This is a genomic window from Corynebacterium mendelii (genome assembly GCF_017307055.1).
Taxonomy (GTDB): Bacteria; Actinomycetota; Actinomycetes; order Mycobacteriales; family Mycobacteriaceae; genus Corynebacterium; species Corynebacterium mendelii.
The window spans coordinates 69,485-88,489 of sequence record NZ_JAFLEQ010000016.1 but is presented as its reverse complement, the minus strand read 5'-3'; the positions used below and the strand labels follow the sequence as shown (position 1 = coordinate 88,489).

General features: G+C 63.1%; 19 protein-coding genes. 7 read left to right on the top strand and 12 right to left on the bottom strand.

All coding sequences use genetic code 11. The annotated features are described in order from the left end of the window. Positions 1-7 precede the first annotated feature (7 nt). The 9 genes from JZY06_RS08865 to JZY06_RS08825 all read right to left on the bottom strand — a co-directional run bounded on the left by JZY06_RS08865 (position 8) and on the right by JZY06_RS08825 (position 8,247). Positions 8-229, bottom strand: a complete 222-nt coding sequence (locus tag JZY06_RS08865; RefSeq protein ID WP_207279198.1) for a hypothetical protein — start codon at positions 227-229, stop codon at positions 8-10. A 155-nt stretch (positions 230-384) separates the two neighbouring features. Then, entirely contained in the window at positions 385-963 is a 579-nt protein-coding gene (locus JZY06_RS08860; RefSeq protein ID WP_207279197.1) for a MogA/MoaB family molybdenum cofactor biosynthesis protein, read from the bottom strand. Positions 964-1,382: 419 nt separating this feature from the next. Further along, positions 1,383-3,215 carry a trypsin-like peptidase domain-containing protein gene (locus JZY06_RS12330; RefSeq protein ID WP_242516878.1) on the bottom strand — a complete coding sequence of 611 codons (1,833 nt, stop codon included), beginning with the start codon at positions 3,213-3,215 and terminating at the stop codon, positions 1,383-1,385. A 158-nt stretch (positions 3,216-3,373) separates the two neighbouring features. After that, positions 3,374-4,162, bottom strand: coding sequence for a hypothetical protein (locus JZY06_RS08850; RefSeq protein WP_207279196.1), 789 nt, complete (start codon positions 4,160-4,162; stop codon positions 3,374-3,376). A gap of 293 nt (positions 4,163-4,455) precedes the next feature. Then, on the bottom strand, positions 4,456-4,674 hold the full coding sequence (locus tag JZY06_RS08845) for a hypothetical protein (protein ID WP_207279195.1): 219 nt from the start codon (positions 4,672-4,674) through the stop codon (positions 4,456-4,458). Between the two features lie 220 nt (positions 4,675-4,894). After that, positions 4,895-6,391, bottom strand: coding sequence for a HAMP domain-containing sensor histidine kinase (locus tag JZY06_RS12580; protein ID WP_330617228.1), 1,497 nt, complete (start codon positions 6,389-6,391; stop codon positions 4,895-4,897). After that, positions 6,388-7,080, bottom strand: coding sequence for a response regulator transcription factor (locus JZY06_RS08835; RefSeq protein ID WP_207279194.1), 693 nt, complete (start codon positions 7,078-7,080; stop codon positions 6,388-6,390). The genes JZY06_RS12580 and JZY06_RS08835 overlap by 4 nt, the downstream gene beginning before the upstream one ends. A gap of 637 nt (positions 7,081-7,717) precedes the next feature. Further along, positions 7,718-7,891 carry a 50S ribosomal protein L32 gene (rpmF, locus tag JZY06_RS08830; RefSeq protein ID WP_207279193.1) on the bottom strand — a complete coding sequence of 58 codons (174 nt, stop codon included), beginning with the start codon at positions 7,889-7,891 and terminating at the stop codon, positions 7,718-7,720. An 80-nt stretch (positions 7,892-7,971) separates the two neighbouring features. Next, entirely contained in the window at positions 7,972-8,247 is a 276-nt protein-coding gene (locus JZY06_RS08825) for a type B 50S ribosomal protein L31 (RefSeq protein WP_207279454.1), read from the bottom strand. A gap of 1,101 nt (positions 8,248-9,348) precedes the next feature. Here JZY06_RS08825 and rpmB point away from each other — a divergent pair. From rpmB to JZY06_RS08790, 7 genes are all read left to right on the top strand, one after another. Continuing rightward, positions 9,349-9,585, top strand: a complete 237-nt coding sequence (gene rpmB, locus JZY06_RS08820; RefSeq protein WP_207279192.1) for a 50S ribosomal protein L28 — start codon at positions 9,349-9,351, stop codon at positions 9,583-9,585. Between the two features lie 9 nt (positions 9,586-9,594). Next, on the top strand, positions 9,595-9,759 hold the full coding sequence (gene rpmG, locus JZY06_RS08815; RefSeq protein ID WP_012359793.1) for a 50S ribosomal protein L33: 165 nt from the start codon (positions 9,595-9,597) through the stop codon (positions 9,757-9,759). Positions 9,760-9,762: 3 nt separating this feature from the next. Next, the gene (gene rpsN, locus JZY06_RS08810; RefSeq protein WP_207279191.1) at positions 9,763-10,068 is read left to right on the top strand and encodes a 30S ribosomal protein S14; all 306 of its coding nucleotides are present in this window, start codon (positions 9,763-9,765) and stop codon (positions 10,066-10,068) included. Between the two features lie 18 nt (positions 10,069-10,086). After that, the gene (gene rpsR / locus JZY06_RS08805; RefSeq protein WP_207279190.1) at positions 10,087-10,335 is read left to right on the top strand and encodes a 30S ribosomal protein S18; all 249 of its coding nucleotides are present in this window, start codon (positions 10,087-10,089) and stop codon (positions 10,333-10,335) included. Positions 10,336-12,467: 2,132 nt separating this feature from the next. Then, positions 12,468-13,397 carry a putative nucleotidyltransferase substrate binding domain-containing protein gene (locus tag JZY06_RS08800; RefSeq protein WP_207279189.1) on the top strand — a complete coding sequence of 310 codons (930 nt, stop codon included), beginning with the start codon at positions 12,468-12,470 and terminating at the stop codon, positions 13,395-13,397. Between the two features lie 234 nt (positions 13,398-13,631). Beyond that, positions 13,632-14,297, top strand: coding sequence for a TetR/AcrR family transcriptional regulator (locus JZY06_RS08795; RefSeq protein ID WP_207279188.1), 666 nt, complete (start codon positions 13,632-13,634; stop codon positions 14,295-14,297). Between the two features lie 249 nt (positions 14,298-14,546). After that, positions 14,547-15,212 carry a hypothetical protein gene (locus tag JZY06_RS08790; protein WP_207279187.1) on the top strand — a complete coding sequence of 222 codons (666 nt, stop codon included), beginning with the start codon at positions 14,547-14,549 and terminating at the stop codon, positions 15,210-15,212. 57 nt (positions 15,213-15,269) lie between these two features. On the opposite strand, the gene JZY06_RS08785 is transcribed toward JZY06_RS08790, so the two are convergent. From JZY06_RS08785 to purN, 3 genes are all read right to left on the bottom strand, one after another. Further along, positions 15,270-16,127, bottom strand: coding sequence for an HpcH/HpaI aldolase/citrate lyase family protein (locus JZY06_RS08785; protein ID WP_330617225.1), 858 nt, complete (start codon positions 16,125-16,127; stop codon positions 15,270-15,272). 362 nt (positions 16,128-16,489) lie between these two features. Next, entirely contained in the window at positions 16,490-18,049 is a 1,560-nt protein-coding gene (purH, locus tag JZY06_RS08780) for a bifunctional phosphoribosylaminoimidazolecarboxamide formyltransferase/IMP cyclohydrolase (protein ID WP_207279186.1), read from the bottom strand. Between the two features lie 291 nt (positions 18,050-18,340). Beyond that, complete coding sequence (gene purN, locus JZY06_RS08775; RefSeq protein WP_330617224.1) at positions 18,341-18,952, bottom strand: phosphoribosylglycinamide formyltransferase; 612 nt, start codon at positions 18,950-18,952, stop codon at positions 18,341-18,343. Positions 18,953-19,005 lie beyond the last annotated feature (53 nt).

Here is a 19,005-nt window from a genome sequence, read left to right as displayed (position 1 = left end):
ACCGGCTCTACAGCCCTGTCCCCCAGTGCGGTGGCAGCTGTTGTTTCCAGAATTCCTCGTCGAAACCACCGCGGTTGTCCGCCCCGCCGGAATCGCGCCTGGTAGAGGCCACCGGCTGGTCGGCGGTGGGATCATAATCCGGGCAGTCGGGGGCGCGCACCACCCGGCGGCGCCGTCCGGTCCGCCCCAGCCGGTGCCCCGGCTGCGGGGCGGGATTGTCGTGGGTCACGGTTTGCGCCACACCTTTCTTCACACACACGGCGACAAGGCAACAACGAGCGTGGACACCACACCGGCAGCCCGGATGTCCGGGTATCGGGGGAATGCTTTTGTCACAGCGAGCACCCGCACCCCGCGGTGGTGTGTCCACCGGTTGATATGGATCTACCAGCTCTGCAGCTGGTCGATGACATGGTGGACCAGCGGGGTCAGGGCCGCCATGCCGTCACGGATGGCCAGGCGGGATGACGCCAGGTTGACCACCACCGTCGAACCGGATACCCCGGCGATACCGCGGGATGTGCCGGCATCCAGCGCCCCGCAGTTCAGACCGGACGACCGCAGCGCCTGGGCGATGCCGGGCACAATCTTGTCGAGGACCGCCCGGGTGGCGTCCGGGGTTTTATCCCGCGGGCCGACCCCGGTGCCGCCGACGGTGATCACCAGATCGGCCCCGCCGACAACAGCGGTTTCAATGGCTTTGCGGATCTCCCGCTTTTTCGTCGGTACCCGCACCACCGCATCCACGGTGAAACGATCCTCGGTGAGAAGCTCGGTCACCAGCCGGTCGGTGTCATCGGCCGGATCCGGATCCCCGTCGCCGACCAGCACCACCAGTGCCCGGCGCGGCAGCGCCCGGGAGCCTCTGGCGGACTGCTGGGCTTTTTCCTGGGCTTTGAGGAAATCGGGATCTGGTTCGTCGAAATCCTGGCCCAGCTGGTGGGTGGCTGTGTCAATGTCCATGGCGGATCTAACCGGTGCTTTCGTCTGGCGGGGACGCGGGGGATAAAAATGTTCTCACCAAAAAACGGTAACAGATGATCCCGGCACCGCGGACCCCATTGGCCGGAAACGTCACCGGAAACACACCGGTGCGCAACCGGTGGTTCACCTGCGGCGGCCGCCCACCGGCTGCACCACCCGGCGGCAGAGCCGAAAATGTGTCGTCCCCGCAGCATCAGGGGGATTGCTTTGCCCGCCGGTTCCGGCCCGGGTGGGTCACCGTCATCCGGGCACGGCATGGGGGATGAAAAAAAGGCGAACACGTGGTGAGCGTCTTCCCCCCGCACCTGGGTGCTGTGGGCGTCGAAAAAACCCGGCCCCCGTTGCCGGGCGTTGCCGGGGTCGGGGGTCCGGGTTTTTTAACGGGGACACTGTTGTTTCTAGCGCAGCCGCTGAAGTTCTTCTTCCAGGCGGCGGTGCAGTTCCTGTTTCTGCTGCTGCTCCAGCTGGCTTTGATCGGGTTCACGCTGGGTGGCGGCCTCTGATTCAGCGCGGTCGGTCAAGGTGACCTCAACGTCCCGGGTTTGCCCGGAATCGGGGTTGACGACTTTCAGGGTGACGGTTTCCCCGAACTCGTGGGTGCGGATCGACGCGATCAGGGCGTCAGTGGAATCGATCAGGCGGTTGTTGACCCCGGTGATCAAATCCCCTTTGGTGATGCCGGCCCGCCCGGCCGGGCCGGTGGGATCGGCGTCGGCGACCAGTGCCCCGCGGAGAGTGGAACGCGGATCCAGTGACACTTTGATCATCGGCTGCACCACTTCGCCGGTGTCGGTGAGTTGCTGGGCGATACGCCGGGCATAGTTCGACGGGATGGCAAAACCCAATCCGATCGAACCCGCCTGCCCGCGGGCCGCCGCATTGGAGGCGATCACCGAGTTCATGCCGATGAGGTTTCCTTCCATATCTACCAGCGGCCCGCCGGAGTTGCCGGGGTTGATGGCCGCATCGGTTTGGATGGCATCAATCAGCGACGACTGTCCCCCGGAGCTTCCGGCCCGCACCGGGCGGTTCAGGGCCGAGACAATTCCGGTGGTGACCGTGGCCGACAAACCCAGCGGGGAGCCGATGGCCACCACCTGCTGGCCGACCGCCAGTTCATCGGAGTTGCCGAACTTGATCACCGGAAGATTCGCGGCGTCTTTCAGTTTGATCACCGCAATATCTGTTTCCGCATCCCCGGCAATGAGATCCGCGTCGAAGGTGGTTCCGTCGTTGAGGGTCACGGTGATGGTGCCGCCGCGTTTGGCGTCACTGATGACATGGTTGTTGGTCAGCACCATCCCGTCGGAGGAAATGATCGACCCGGAACCTTCATCCATGCCCTGCGGGGTGACCACCCGAATGGAGACAACCGACGGCAGCACGGTGGCGGCCACGGTTTCCACGGCATTGGCATCCCCGGCGGTGATCACCGCTTTGTCCCGGCTGGCGGCAGCCGTGGTGCTGAGCGAACTGTGTGCTGTCGCGGCAGTATCCGGTGTGGTCAACCGGTGCACGGCCACCCCGGTGACCGATCCTGCGGCCACCGCCCCTACCAGCATCAGTGCCAGGGCGGTCCCCAACCCCACTTGGGCGCGGTTTTTCTTCCGCGGTGCCGCAACCGTCGTTGCGGCAACCTCACCCGGCTGCCGCCAGGCGTGGGTGGCGGAGGCCGCCCCGGCCGCCGGTGCGGCAGGTGGGGTGGCCTGGTCGGTGACCCGGCCGAATTCGGCGGTGGCGGCAGCAGGATCATCACTACTGTCAGCCGGGAGACCACCAGCCGGGGCCGCCGGATCATCGGCCGGATGCCGCGGATAACCACCACTGGTTGGGCTGGCCGCCGGGGCTGACCAGTCGCCGGTGGAGGAACTGTCACCGTAGGCTGGACCGCCACTGACCGGAAGGGCGTTGTCGTTGTCCCGGCCTTGGTGGTGTGCGGTGGGGGAATAATCCCGCCCGCCACCTGCCTGCTGGCCGTCATCAAAGGGGCCGACGGTCTCCCGGTCATCCCAGCGGGGGCCGAAACCGGCGGAGGCGTGTCCGTTCTCGACAGCCGGTGGTTCACCCTCATACGGCGGCTGCTGCGGATGAGAAGTGCCGAAATAATCCTGCCCGGACGCGCAATCGTGCGGGCTGCCGGCGGTAGCCGGGTCATCCCCCTGCGGCGCACCACCACCGGTGGATGCGGGGTGCGGGCGGTTGGTGTCGTCGGAATCGAATGTGTTCGTCATGGTCTACAGTCTGCCGGGGTGCCGTGTGGATGGACTGCGCCCCACCGTAAGGGATTCTGGGGTGTTTCTGCCAGTTTCCTGTCAACGGCTGATCTGCCCCGCGCACACCCCGGATCCGGGGCTTCCGGGCGGCAACGGTGAAAAAACAGCCAGTCTGTTCAGCTGTCGGTCCTCGCCCCGTAGGAGACCACGACGACACGCCAGCCGTCGGCTGTGCGGGCAGCGGCGATTTCGACCTGTTTCACGTCGGGCTTCATCCATCGGGCGTCTTTTTGGGCGATACGGGCGAAAGCCGTGCCCACCCGGTTGCCGACGATGGTCAGCTCTTCGGTTTCCAGATAGGGTGCGCCGGGCAAAGCCACCTTATCCTGTCTCACGGGTGTTCCCGGCGGGTGGGCGAGAACATAGCGGGCACCGAAACTGTCGTCATCTTTTTTGTTTTCGATCGAGTAGAGCAGGTCAAGGCCAACGGCGTGGCGCCGGTTGTTCATCGCGTCAATCACCTGCAGCACAACCTTGTCCGCATCAAAGACACCGGTGGTGGCACCGCCGGGGTTGGTGGTACCGCCGGGTGTGGTGGCACCACCGGGGTTGGTGGTACCGCCGGGCGTGGTGGTACCGCCGGGTGTGGTGACGGGCAGGTGTTGTTTTGGCCCGGAACCTGCCCCGCTGGACAGGTCATCTGATGAGCCGCCTTCCTGCCCACCGGCAGTCCCGCCTTTAAGAGCCTGAATGGTGGCAATAATGGTCAGCACCGTGGCGACCGTGCTCAGCAGGGCCTGGATATCCCCCAGCCCGACAACCACCGCATTGACATGCCGGCCCTGCGCCGGAGCATCAGCAGTCTTCGGTGTCGCCGGCAGCGGCTCGGCGGTGGCCGGGACAACCGATCCCAGGCCCATCGACACCGCAACAGTTGTTGCCAGCAGGGTTTTTTTCATTCTCATCCCCCGGTATCCCTTCGTCGGTCACGCCGGTGGCTCCACCCCGGCGGCGGCATGGTCGGCCACCGGGGATGTGCCACCGGGGTGTGGGTTGGTCAAAAAAATCTCACACCGCTTTTAAAAAAAACCAGAGCCGCGGCGATTGCAGGCAGAATACACACACTCCCCCGGCCCCGGGGCAACCGCACCGGCAACACGGCCTGCACACCACGGACCACACAGCTGGACCCGCACCCGGGGCACCCTGCCGGGTGCGGCTGTGGGCCGCGGTTTAAAAAAACAATATCGGTGACCTGCTAGCTGCTCTGCGAGGAGTCGCCGCCCTGCAGGGAACGGGTGACCTGGACGATGGTCAAGATGGTGGCCACCATGCTCAGCATGGTCTGAATGTCGTAGAGAGTGACCACGGCGACCTGGGCGACAGGCGTGGCCGCCGGTTGGGCGGTAGCCGGTGCGGCGGTGCCCCCGAGAAAAAGCGACACGCTTAAAGCGGCGGCAACAAGGGTTTTCTTCATGATCATCCCGTCTTCGACAATGCTGGGTAAAGGTCGGTTGCATCCTCCAGCCGACCAGCGGGCACACCCGGTGCGGTGTGCTTTTCCGGGCAGTCTACCCACCGGTTGAAGCCGTGGCCAGCAATGGGGCGGGAAGAAACAGCGTCTGCCGGCCGGGATGGCAATTCCCGGGCCGGGCCGGTGACGGTGGATTCGACAGACGGTGGCGTGTGGTTTTTTGTCAGGCCCGGGTGTTCTCACCGGCGCGGCGTTGCGGCCGCTCGAGCTGCTGAATGCAGGGGCAGCCGGGCAACGTGACCACCATCATGGCGCCGCCGTCGGCTGACTCACCGACTGTGATGGTGCCGTTGTGGCGGACAATAACCTGGTGGACGATGGCCAATCCCAGGCCGGAGCCGGGCATGGACCGGGCCTGGATGGACCGGTAGAACCGTTCGAAGACTTTTTCCCGGTCCTCTTTCGGGATACCGGGTCCGGCGTCGGAGACCGTGACCTCCATCTGGTCCAAAGCGATGCGGGTCATCTCTATTTTGACGGTCCCGTTGGGCGGGGACCATTTCGCGGCGTTGTCCATCAGGTTCAGCATCGCCCGGCCCAGGCCGAAATCGTCTCCCAGCAGAAACCACGGTTCGCTGCGGAAAGTGAATTCCACGTCCGAGCGCCTGCGGCGGACTTTCTCCAGGGCGTTTTCCAGTACCTCCACCAGGTCCACTTCGCCGAAGTTTTCCCGCTGCTTGCCGTCTTCCCGGGCCAGGTCCACCAGATCGCCGATCAACCGGGACAACTCCTCGATCTGGGCGACCACATCGCGTTCCAGATCAGCCCGGTCCTCGGCCGAAATATTGGCCCCTTCTTTCCCGGCGACCATCATCAACAGCTCAATATTGGTGCGCAGCGATGTCAGCGGTGTTTTCAACTCGTGCCCGGCATCGGCCACCAGTTCGGTTTGCCGTCGCCGGGAGGCGGCCAGGGCCTCGAGCATGGCATTGAAGGAGCGGGCCAGCTGCGCCAGCTCGTCGTTTCCGACCACCTCGATCGGTTTCAATTCATCGGTGCGGGCAACATAGTCGACGGCCTGCCGCAGCCGGGAGACCGGCCGCAGCCCCGTGGTGGCCACCACCAGGCCGGTGGCCACGGCCACCATCACGCCGATGAGACCCATCACCAAAAGCACCAGTCCGAGGTTCTGGATCAGTTTGTGGGTCTCGGCCATGTCCTGGGCCAAAATGACCACCGCGTCAGCGGAGTTGCGTTTGGCCAAAATCCGCTCATCCCCGGAGTTTCTGGTGGTGGTCACCGTCTGGCCCTGCAGCACGGTGACTTCCTTCAGCAGCGGAATATTGTCGCCGATCGGGGTGACCGATCCGGGCGGGAAATAGGCCACCCGGATATCGGGGTTGTAGACCCGGAATGACTCAATCTGCTGCACCGGGTTGAACACGAACGACGGGTCGGTCGTTGTACTCAGAAGCGAGGTGGCTTTCTCATCGAGGGAGTCATCCACCGATTTCGACAGCGATGTGGACACAGTCCAGTAGGCGACCAGTGTCATCATGACAACGGCGACAGCCACCATGCAGGCGGTCACCATCACCAGCCGCCATCTCAGCGAGGTGCGTCTGATCTCCTGGCCGGTGCTTTCCGGCCGTGCACCGGGGTGTTTTTCGCCGTCTGCGGCACCGGTGACGGCACCGTTTGCGGGACGGCGAAGAATCACGGGGCGGTCTCCCGGAGAACGTAACCGACACCGCGGACGGTGTGGATGAGACGGGATTCACCGTCGGCTTCCGTTTTGCGCCGCAGGTAGCCGATGTAGACCTCCAGAGCGTTGCCGGAAGTCGGGAAATCGTAGCCCCACACCTCTTCCAGAATCGACGAGCGCGACAGCACCCGCCGCGGATTGGCCATCAACAGCTCCAGCAGGGCGAATTCGGTCCTGGTCAACGAAATCGACCGCTCACCGCGGGTGACATCCCGGGTGTCGGGGTTGAGTTTGAGATCCTGGAACACCAGCTCCGCCGAGGACTGGGAATTGACGGCTTCGGCCGCGGCACGCCGCAGCAGCGACCGCACGCGGGCAAGAAGCTCTTCCAGGGCGAAAGGCTTCGGCAGGTAATCGTCGGCGCCGGCATCCAGCCCGGCGACGCGTTCACTGACACCGTCACGGGCGGTGAGCACCAGAATCGGGCGGTCATCGCCGCCGGAACGCAAGGTTCGGCAGACCTCCAGCCCGTCGATCTTCGGCATCATCACGTCGAGGATCACCAGTTCGGGCTGTTCTTTTTCAATCAGATCAAGAGCCTGCTCGCCGTCTTCGGCCAGGACCACGTCGTAGCCGTTGAAGCTCAGCGACCGGCGCAGTGATTCACGCACAGCCTGTTCGTCATCTACCACAAGAATTTTCATGCCCCCATTGTGCACGCCGAGTCTGCCAATTTCCTGAGAACTCACCGGCGGGCCGATGAAAAAACGCTGCCGGGAGCCTTCCGGCCACCCAGCCTGAGAAGGGTTTTTCCGACACCTTCCCCACAACCGCCACATCCGCGGTGTTTGCTGTGGGCGCACAAACCGCAGTCCGGGCCAACCTGCCCGGGGCAGTACATCTAGCCGCACATATCGCCACCGGCACCAGCGTGGGGTGGCAAAAGGTGGCGTCTGCCCCAGCCCGGTGCTGGAGCCGCGGGCACCGTGGCGGCAGTCCGGAAAACAAGAGTGCTGCCCGGGAAAAGAGCAGATAAAAAAACCCGGATGGGATCGATCCTTGGTCTTTGTCTGCCTCAGGTGCGCCGGCACACGGCCGGGGCGGCGGGGAGAAAAAGACAGCGGGACAATGCCTTCCGGGTACACCAAAACGCATCCGCGGCTGATATCTGTCAGCCGCAGATGCGTTGTGCTGGTGTATGAAAGTGTGCGCGGCCTCAACCCAGCTGCGTATCCGACCGTCGGGACCGTCCCATTTCAGGCGACGGTGCCGACGGGAAAAACGGAGCAAAAAAAGGTGGTTTCCGCGGACGAGCCGTGGCGCCGTGCAGGCGCCAGTGGACTAGAACTGCTCGACGTCAACCAGACCCAGCTGCGCGGCCTTGACCAGGCGGCGGGGGATCCGGTGGCTGACACCGTCGATCTTGACTTCCTGGAGGGCGACGTTGTCAGCCTTCCACTGGGACCGGCGGCTATGCGTATTCGCACGCGACATGCGGCGCTTCGGGACTGCCATGGGGTTTCTCCTTTAAAAGTGGTGCGGGTAGGCGGTTACGGCACGGGTGAAAACTGTGCCCGTCAAACCAAGCTGACTGCTTAGTTGGCGGCGGCTTTCTTCGCGCGGCGGGCGCGGTTGCCGTAGCGGCGCTGGAACTTCTCGACGCGGCCGGCGGTGTCCATGACACGCTGGGCGCCGGTCCAGAACGGGTGGGACTCGCTGGTGACGTCAACGACGATCAGCGGGTACTCATTTCCGTCCTCCCACTCCACGGTGCGCTGGCTGGTGGCGGTGGAACGGGTGAGGAATTTGTGGCCCGTGCCCGCGTCCTGGAAGACCACGGGGTGGTAGTCCGGGTGGATATCCTTCTTCATCTTCATCCCTTTTCATCAGGTGCTTTGTGTGTTTCTCGGCGTGCTAGCGCGCTGGGGGATTCCCAATATGCTGCAAGCGGCGCCCGGAGGGGCGGAAAGATTACTTCTCCGGCAGTGCGTGACTGACAGCCTGGACCGTAGCCACCGTTGCGGTGTCAGCAATTTTTCCCACGCGTCCGCCACCCGTTAGAAGAAAACAACGGGCTGCGGCTTGTCCGAAAAACTGCCGACCACAAGGTTGTTACGGTACTGCGTCACACCTGTCGGCGGAATCTTTCCTCCACCGGGTGCTGTGGCATTGTCCGCTGCCCGGGTCCCGGCGCCCTGGTTCAACAAACCGGGGTGATACCGGGGAAGAGATAATCTCCCCATCGGCGGTCATACGAGGATCCGTAGCTTTGTGCGCGCGGCCCGCCTGTACAAGTTCCGGCACGTATCAATGAACCGGGGTGGGCGCGGCCACACCATTGCATCGCTGAATCCTACAGCGTCAACAACCGAAAACCTAAAAGCCGGGCAGCACACAGCGCACGAGGCGCCGGGTGGCACTCGGCCTTCCGGATTCGACCGTCCAAGCCTAGGACTTGGGAGGCCAAAAAGCAAAGCGGGGTCACCATCCACCCCACTTCCGGCCACTTCAGCACCATCCGACAACACCAGCAGTCACCAGAAACATCTTGTCCTTATAAATTATCCCCTCCCCCACCGGTTGCCATCACCTCCGGGACCGCCCGACACGCCCCTTGCATGCCAGCCCCGGTAGAGTTGTTCGCCCGGGGCACCGGCCACCCTGGGCGGGCGTGAAAATACCCGCCCCACCCGTTTCGGCCACCGCACGATTATGCAAATGCCGCCAAAACCGGTATGCTGGCCACTTGCTGTTGTCGAAAGCATTCGTATACGCCCCACCAGCTGGCTAAACAATCGCAGCACACCGACCAGATTTTTGATCCGCACTTGTCAGGTGCGTTGATCTTTTTGTGTCAAGGTCCGCCCGTCAAGCGTGACCGCCCCAGTCTTCTTCGGAAGACATGGTCGGATGCCGCGGTTTTTGTTTTGCAGTTTCAGTTGAGTTACGGGCGGCAAGGAGAAAGTAAACCTATGTCGGCTATTTGCCAGGTCACGGGACGCAAGCCGAGTTTCGGCAAGTCCGTCTCGCACTCGCACCGGCGCACCAACCGCCGTTGGAACCCCAATATTCAGCGCCGCCGGTTCTACCTCCCCTCGGAGGGAAGGACCATCACTTTGAACGTGTCCACCAAGGGTCTGAAGGTTATCGACCGCGACGGCATTGAAGCCGTTGTCGCTCGGATCCGCGCCCGCGGAGAGAAGGTGTAACCAAATAACATGGCACGCAATGACATTCGCCCCATCATCAAGCTGAAGTCCACTGCGGGAACCGGCTACACCTACGTCACCCGCAAGAACAAGCGCAATAACCCCGATCGCATCACACTGAAGAAGTACGATCCGGTCGCCCGCAAGCACGTCGAATTCCGCGAGGAGCGTTAATTCATGGCCAAGAAGTCCAAAATCGCCAAGAACGAGCAGCGCAAGGAAATCGTCGCCCGCTACGCTGAGCGCCGTCAGGAACTGAAGCGCATCATCAAAAACCCGGAGACCTCCGATGAGGATCGTCTGGATGCCCAGTACGAACTGAACCGTCAGCCCCGTGACGCTTCGCCGGTGCGTGTCCGCAACCGCGATGCCCACGACGGCCGTCCGCGCGGCTACCTGCGCAAGTTCGGTCTGTCCCGTGTCCGCGTCCGCGAGATGGCTCACCGCGGTGAGCTTCCCGGCGTCCGTAAGTCCAGCTGGTAAGCGAGGAGTATTCCAATTATGAAGCGCACCCCCAATCGCAAGGCGCGGATGGAACAGTCCCGCCGCCCGAAGAAGAACCCCCTCAAGGTGAAGGGCATCGAGAAGGTCGACTACAAAGACACCGAAACTCTTCGCCAGTTCATCTCCGACCGGTACAAGATCCGCTCCCGTCGGGTCACCGGTCTGACCCCGCAGCAGCAGCGCGAGGTCGCCACCGCGGTCAAGAACGCCCGTGAAATGGCGCTCCTGCCGTTCACCGCCCGCTAAGCGAAAGACCACACAGTCTTTTTAACCAGCGAGCCGGCACACGGTTTCACCGCGTGCTCTCGACGCACGTCAGCGTTGAGGCCTGGTGCGGGTACCTGACACAAGGTCCCCCATAAACCAAGCCACGCTGCTAAACAGCATAAAACGGCCCAGCCACAGGACATGTTCCACCGGCTGGGCCGTTTTGCTGTGTCCGCGACAGACACACAACTGTGTATTGCTGGCGGCTGGGTCAATCACGCTGGCCCCATCCCCGCACTATGTCACCAAAGTTACAAAACCTGCGCACTTTGCCGTACGCGGCTTGTCACACGCACATGCCATAATTCCCGCACCCGACTTAAGTTGTTGTTTCCTTCACCGCTGGCCTGTCACGGGGCCGGATATCCGACACGGCCGATACTTGCCCCGGGTTGTGCATCCGGATGCGAGAGACTCAATGTCGTTGTCGTCACGCATAGCGACCCCGCTCTTTCTCGTCTTTGCCAACCACGACCGGGTAGCTGCCGACAGTGCCCCGAGGCACGTTCGTGGCGTCTGCCCCGCGCTTCTGGTCAACGACTCCGTGGTGGAGGACTGTGGGCTGGAAGTGCTGCCCCACCATGCTGTGTCCCCACTCGGGCCAGCAACACATGGCGAAGATCGATCACACCAGCGTGAGAATGAAGCTGGCGGCCCATGCCACGAATTCAAGCCGGTATTTCAACGAGTGGATGCGCGCCAATCGGAGACACCAGCCGACCTTCAGGAGCAGCTCACGAACCATGCGAACAGCTCAACGCCCCTCGAGGACCGGTTCGGCGCCTTCACGGGTGTCAACCACCGGGATGAAGGATGACGGGCCAGCGATGAACAACGCGGTGGAGGGGAGAGCCACGCAGCTGGCGGCAGCCATCCAAAAGCAGCACGAGGGGTGGGAGGTCACGGCGAAGCACTCAGGAAATCCGCGGCGGTGATCATTCAGCCACTGCGAGCAATGGCCGAGATTCTTATGCCGGTTCACCAGCTGGGGAAAGGATCATTGAGCGTGGGGCGGCAGCGCCGAGCAGCTGACCGAAGCCATCGAGAGGCGCTTTTGGTCCATCGATCCAAAAACGGCGCAACAAGACAGTGAGCCGGGGTCTGTGAGCGCGTGAAGCAGTCCTTCATCAAAACGGGTGATGATGTCCTGGTTGCGCCCGGCACAGAGCCTGAATACCCGGAGACTGCACCCGCGGACACGGCCCGAGAAGTTGAACGGCGGGACACTCGTCGGGAAGATCAAACGCGTCCAGGATGTAGCCGGTGGTCTGTAAACGGCCGGGTCCATGCTCCGCATCAGGGTGGTGATTCGGCACATGCGGGCACGGGCGTGCTCTCGGATGGACGCTGGGCTCGATCGGCCTGATGCTAGTGGCCATCAGTGCCGAGGCAGCGGTCGGTGCCGTGCACGGCTAAGAATTTGTCCCCGTGGGATTCGTTCAAAGGGCGTCATCGATCCCTGTGCGGGGAGGCTCGTCGCCATGGTTGGAAAAAGGTGTCCACTCCGTCCCGTCCCGGCGGTGCGGGGATGCGCGAGCGCCGGGGCACCGCCCTGCGCCCAGCGGGCATAGGTCCTTCCAACAACGCCATACGGACACCCATCGGCACCCTCGTTGAACCCACCTGCTGCGGGGATCACCGGGGTTTCCAGTGTTATGGCATTTATGGGCCATCCCCCACCGTTGACATCAAAGATGGGCCGTCGACAACAGGTGCTCGATTATGTCTCCACCGGTGGAAGTATCGGCCCTGGGTCACGTCCTAGGAGACAGTCCCGCTTTTTTGAGCTTCTGTGATGTTGTTGGCGTGATGCCAGGCAGGCTGCGGTGTCGTTGTTGTGTCTCGGTGCCGGCGGATTCGGACTGACACGCCACCTTCGTTGTTGTCCACTGCACCCCCTGCTGCCCGGAGTCGCACCACCCGGTGGGAGACAACAGTGGGTGCTGCGAAGACCTCATTGATCTCGTGACGCATCTGTGTGCACAGCGTCACCGGTGCAGGTGTGGCATTATTTTGGAAAGTTGTTCTCTTCATCAGACGAGAACTATGCCGGTTCGCTTTCATTTTTTAGTGCACCTTCCGACCATTGAGTTTTTCTGAAAGGTTTGACCATGCTGCACGAGTCGCTCAACGAGCTGCACCACCAGGCACGGCGGTGTGACCGGCAGGCTACTCTCGCCGGGGTGGCTGCCGAGGCGCAGGAACTGCTGCGCAACGCCATCGACCATTCCGCGCCCCCGGCTGAACTGTCGCAATGGTTGGCCGGTGTGGTCACCGGTCTTTTGCATTCACCGGCCGCCCGGGAGATGACCGGTGGGGCACAGATGATTGTTTCCGGACCGTTCGGCCGGGGCAACGGTCTTCCCACCTCCCCCATTTACTGGTTCACCGTCACCGACGATGCCACCGGCCTGCAGACAGTAAAAACCGGCAACACCACCCTCGCCGGCATATTCACCGACACCGGCTACACCGTCGGTGATCAAAGTGACGGCTACGGTCCGGCTGACAGGACAACCTGGAAAGCGCGCATCACATCGTCGGTGTCTGCCCGCGACGGTAAAACCATGGGCTGGTTCGTCGACGCCGGAAACTGGATGGCGCCGTTGGTGATGGAGCTGGATAAAACCGGTGCTCCCCTGTTCGAGCAGGTTCTGGCCACCCGCCCGCCGATGCTGAAGAAAACAGCCGGTCTTCCGGCCCGTGATTCAGTGGTCGATATCAGGGGCCATCTGATCACACCGGTCGCCGATCTTGCCCGGTGGGCTGCTTTTTCCGCCGGGTCAGGGGTCACCCCCACCCTGGACCGGCTGTCCGCGGCACAGGCGGCCGGGGTTCTCACCGCCGATGAAACCGATTATCTCCGCCAGGCCTGGGCTGCCGCCCTGTCACTGGTGTTTGAGCGGTGGTTCGAGGGGCTGGATGACGGGCCGCAGGACTACCAGATGGTTCCGCAGGTCCAGCGCTCCATCTACGGGGCGGCCTGCCGCAGCCTGTCGGAGGTCATCGCTTCCGTACAGACCCGTCTCGACAGCCGGTGACACCTTAATATCCCACCGGTTACCCCCTTATTTCCTGTCAGGCGGTAGAATTTATTACCGAGACACAGTAGCCGTTCCGTTTCGTCACTGAACCGGGGCGATTGTGCTCATCCGGCAGGAGTGTCCACCCGAATACCGGTGCCGGAGCCGCGTCCTTTTCCAAGAACCTTCCAGGTTGCTTGCAGCCACGTGGGCGGCCCCACCCGGTTAGTGCTATTGAAAGGCCTTCTAGGTATGGCAGGAGCTGTGGGGCGTCCCCGCAAGAACAGCCCGCGTCGCCGCGGCAACACCGCACGCGAGGAAATTCTCGACGCCGCAGCGGAGCTTTTCACCAAACGCGGATTCGCGACCACTTCCACGCACCAGATTGCGGAAGCCGTCGGTATCCGGCAGGCATCCCTCTACTACCACTTCCCGTCGAAGACGGAGATTTTCCTGACCCTTCTGTCGGGAACGGTCGAACCCGCCCGCAAACTGGCCGAACGGCTGGCTGAGGTGGATGCCTCCGCACAGGAGAGGCTGTGGGCCCTGGTGGCCGCCGAGTCCCGGCTGTTGTACACCACCCGGTGGAATGTGGGCAGGCTCTACCAGCTGCCGATTGCCGCCAGTGCCGAATTCGCCGATTTCCGGGAAGCCCGCGACGATTTGTCGCAGACCTTCCGTGATCTTGCCGCCATTATTGTCGGCGACGGCGACCCACGGCTGGATCTTCCCTTCCACCTGGCCCAGTCGGTCACCGACATGCGCCCGAACAACGGGCAAGCCCCCTACACCGGCAAGGGGATCCCCGAGATCGCGGTGGTGCTGGCTGATGCGGCCCTGAAGGTTCTCGACGCCGAGCTGCCCAAAGACCGGGTGCCGAAAACCCTCGATATTCTCTCCGGCCTGGAAGACTCCTGAGCACAACTGTTTTTTCCGCAGACACCCAGATTGTTTTTCTTCGTCCCCCCATAACCGGGATTTGGACCACACGGTGCCACAGCCCGGTTTTTTCGTCGCGGCCAATTGAAAAGATCCCCTGGCAGAAAACAGGTTCTTCCCTTTGCCGGACAGGTGTTCATGGTTGAAAAAACACCGGCGCCGCACGAGCTGTGGGCGGGTAGTGTTGCAGGTGTTGGTTTGCAGTGTATCTCCCGGAGGATTTTCCCGATGAGTCAAAGGTTTTCCGCAGCTGTTCTGGCCGTGGTGGCTGTTCCTGTTCTCCTGGCCGGCTGCGGCCGCGAAGAGGGGGTATCCGCCCGGAACACAGTCACCGTCACCGAAGTGGTTGACGCGGAAACCGGACAGGATGATGCCGGTACCACCCCGGAGCCGGAGACTGTCACTGTTACCGAAGAGCCGCAGGCTCACCCGATGACGCTGGAAGACATCTACAACGCGAAAGTCCCGGCAATGTGCATGCATGAGGCGGGGACCCTGGTCAACGGGGAACTGCTCGGCATCCCCGAGGGCCATGGAATGCAGCAGCTGGATACAACCGTGCCCTATGCCATCGGAGACTTCACAGGCGACGGGGTGGACGATATTGTGGTGCAGTTCGTCTGCAATGCCGGTGGTGTCAGCTGGCCCAACCAGATCGTGGCCTACAGCGACAATGAACCGTTGGGGTTGCTTGACGTCCATAGCGCGGGCATCAACCCTGCCCGTGGCCCGCAAACAGGACTGGAGATCACCGGCGCCGGCACCATCCGGGTCACCGGCGGAGCCATCACCTCACAGGATCCGGCCTGCTGCCCCACCGGCGATTACATGGCGGAATTCGCCTACGGGAACGGACAGTTCACCGTCCTGGCCACCAGCGGCAACTACAGCTGAGCTGATTCCGAAAAGAAACCTCCCGGGCGGCGGTGACTCCGCCGCCCAATGAAGCTGTCAGCTGAGACGATCGGCTCTGTCGACGATGCGGAAAGCATGGGCGATCAGCGGGGCGTCCACCATGTCGCCGTCGAGTTTGAAAGCACCCGGGTGGTGTTTGGTTTCGGCGACCACCCGCCGTGCCCAGTCGAGTGTTTTTGCATCCGGCATGTAGGCCTGCCGGACGACCGGCACCTGGTTGGGGTGGATGACACAGGTGGCGTAAAACCCGCTTCTGCCGGCATCGGCTGCTTCATCGAAGTTGCCCTGCCAGTCATCGAATTCGGCTTTCGCCGCATCAATGGATGCTTTGCCGTGGGCCCCGGCGGCCAGGTGCATCATGGTTCGCGACCAGGCCACCACCGGCCGGTAGGGACCTGGACGGGGTTTGTCCCAGCCTTCATCGGGCTGGATTCGCGAGACTGTTCCGCCGAGGAATCCGATCAGATCCTCCGCCCCGAAGTAGAGGGCCACCACATCGGGGTGGGCGGCGAATGTTTCGGCCGCAAGCACCGCTTCCGGGGTTTCGATCAGGGCGATGATCTTCAGCCCCTCCACCTCGCGGGGGATTTCGTGGCGCAGTTTCGGAACAATGACATAGCGGTAGTCGGTTTGTCTGACAGCGGCGACATCCCCGGCAAACCCGGGATCATGCGGGCCGATGACCCGGACAATGGTTTTTTCCGGATCCAGTTTCGAGTCGATGATGGTCTGGCGGGCAACATCGCGGTCCAGGTTTCCCGCCCCGTCTTCCAGATCCAGGATCACGCTGTCGGCGCGTTCTACTGCTTTGGGGATGCGTTCGGGCCGGTTGACCGGGGCGAACAGCCAGGCGGGTCCGGGTGGCAGGGATGGTCCGGGGCGGGTGGTTGTCACGGCTTTTTTATAAACTCCTGGCTTGTATTGTTCTGCTGCCACTCAGTCTGTGCCGCAGCCTTTTCGTTTCGTTCAACTCTAGCTGCGGTGACCGCGGGTGCGGGGCGGAAAGGAGTTAAAAAATCCCCCGCATCTGACCTGTCCCGGTTTCCCTGAGTCCTGTCTGCCGGTCGGCCGGTGGCGGCGGCGACGCCCCAAGGCGAAAGTTTTTTCCGGCAGTAGCCGTTAAAAGACGGCAAAGCCCCCGCCTGCCGGTGGCCCTGTCAGGAGTGCCTGGGGCTTTGCGGTGTGCGGGGGCCGGAAGAGCAGACACCTTCCGGCCGGTTGTTTCTTTTTCCGGCCGGAAGGTGATGTTTCGTCTTCTAGTGGTAGAAGTGGCGGGCGCCGGTCAGATACATGGTCACACCGGCTTTCTTGGCGGCTTCGATGACTTCTTCATCGCGGATGGAACCACCGGGCTGGACCACGGCAGTGACCCCTGCTTCGGCCAGAACCTCGAAACCGTCGGCGAAGGGGAAGAATGCATCGGAGGCGGCCACAGAACCTGCGGCGCGTTCCTCGCCGGCGCGCTGGACGGCCAGACGTGCCGAATCAACCCGGTTGACCTGGCCCATGCCGACACCAACGGTGGCGCCGTCTTTGGCCAGCAAAATGGCATTCGATTTCACCGCGCGCACGGTGCGCCAGGCGAATTTCAGGTCGGCGAGTGTTTTGCCGTCGGCGGGTTTGCCGGCCACCAGTTCCCATTCGCTGGGGTCATCGCCGTCGGCGTCGATGGCGTCGCGTTCCATTACCAGCAGCCCGCCGGAGATTTGTTTGGTGTCCAGCCCGGTGCGGTTGGGTTCCTCGGCGATGAGGATGCGGATGTTTTTCTTCTTCGACAGGATCTCCACCGCGCCGTCTTCGTAGGAGGGGGCGATGATCACTTCGGTGAAGATGTCGGCGACCTGTTCGGCCATCTCGACGGTGACTTCCCTGTTGGCGGCGATCACCCCGCCGAAGGCACTGACCGGATCACAGGCGTGGGCCTTGTTGTGGGCGTCGGCGATGGAGACGTCACTGACGGCGATACCGCAGGGGTTGGCGTGTTTGATCACCGCGACACACGGCTTGTCGTGGTCCCAGGCGCTGCGCCAGGCCGCATCGGAGTCGGTGTAGTTGTTGTAGCTCATCTCTTTGCCGTGCAGCTGCTCTGCCTGGGCCAGGCCCGCTTCAGCCGGATCCAGGTACAGGGCCGCGGCCTGGTGCGGGTTTTCGCCGTAGCGCAGATCATGCGATTTCGACCAGACCTGCCCCATCCAGTCCGGCAGAACTGTGTCGGTGTCGGCCAGCTGCCCGGTCATCCAGCCGGCCACCGCCACATCGTAGGCGGCGGTGTGGCGGAAGGCCTCGGCGGCAAGCTCCCGGCGTTCAGTCAGGCTGAAGCCGCCTTCGGCGGCGGCGCTGACCACCGAGGGGTAGCGGGCCGGGTCGACGACCACTGCCACCGACGGGTGGTTTTTCGCTGCGGCGCGCACCATCGACGGGCCGCCGATATCGATCTGTTCGACACAGTCATCGAAGTCGGCACCCGAGGCCACGGTGTCCGAGAACGGGTACAGGTTGACCACCACCAGCTGGAAAGCATCCACCCCCAGCTCGGCCAGCTGTTCGGTGTGTTCGGGGCGACGGGTGTCGGCCAGGATTCCGGCGTGCACCTTCGGGTGCAGGGTTTTCACCCGCCCGTCCAGGCATTCCGGGAATCCGGTCAGCTCTTCCACGGGGGTGACATCGACACCTGCCTGCCGGATTGTCGCCGCGGTCGATCCGGTGGAGACGATTTCCACCCCGGCGCGGGCAAGCCCCTGCGCCAATTCTTCCAGGCCGGTTTTGTCGTAGACACTGATCAGTGCCCTTTTGATTGCCTTCGTATCGTCACTCATGGTTGTTAGCGTAATCGCCTTTCACTTAATTGGAGACGCCAAAGGACAATCCTTCGGCTGTCATCGTGCCGCAGCGGCGGGCGGCACAGCTGGCAGGTGTGTTCTTTTTTCTTTTCATGCGCCGGTCAATCACCGGCCCACGAAACACCAAGTATTGACCATTGGCGCCCATTTTTCACGGCCCCCGCCGCACCGGTTCGCGGCCACTGCCCCCGCAGGGAGACCATCGCAGGCGGTGTGTCCTGCGGGCCGGGGTACCGCACGGCCCGGGGCCGGTGGGTTCCGGCTCCCCTAACCGGTGATGGTCGGGTGCATCGGGTCTGCGGCTTGGAGCACCGTCACGATCAGGGCGCGTTCTTCCACTTTGATCCGCTCGTGGAGTACCTCTTGGCTATCACCCGGCAGCACCGGTACAGCCACCTGGGCGACGATCCGGCCGGTGTCGACACCTTCGTCGATTTCATGGACAGTGCAGCCGGTGACGGTCACCCCGTAGGCCAGGGCGTCGGCGACCGCGTGTGCGCCGGGAAAAGACGGCAGCAGCGCCGGATGGGTGTTGAGGATCGACCCGTGGAATCTGTCGATGAATTCCGGACCCAGAATTTTCATGAACCCGGCACTGACCACCAGGTCGGGTTCCACCGCCGCCACGGTTTCGGCGAGGCGACGGTTCCACTCGGCGCGGTCCGCCCCGGGGGCAAGCCCCACCACAAAGCAGGGCAGTCCCTGCCCGGCGGCCCAGTCGGCGGCCGGGCAGTGTCTGTCACACACCACTGCACCGACGGTGTAGCTGTCACCTGCCCCGGCGGCAATGGCTTTGAGCAGACTGCCCTGGCCGCTGGCCAGGACGACGATTGTTCTTGCCCGTGTGTCGGGGGTGGTGGCTAACTCGGTGGTGTTCACGGCCCACATCCTATATGGGTTGGCCCTCGCGCACGGGAACAACCGTTTCCGGC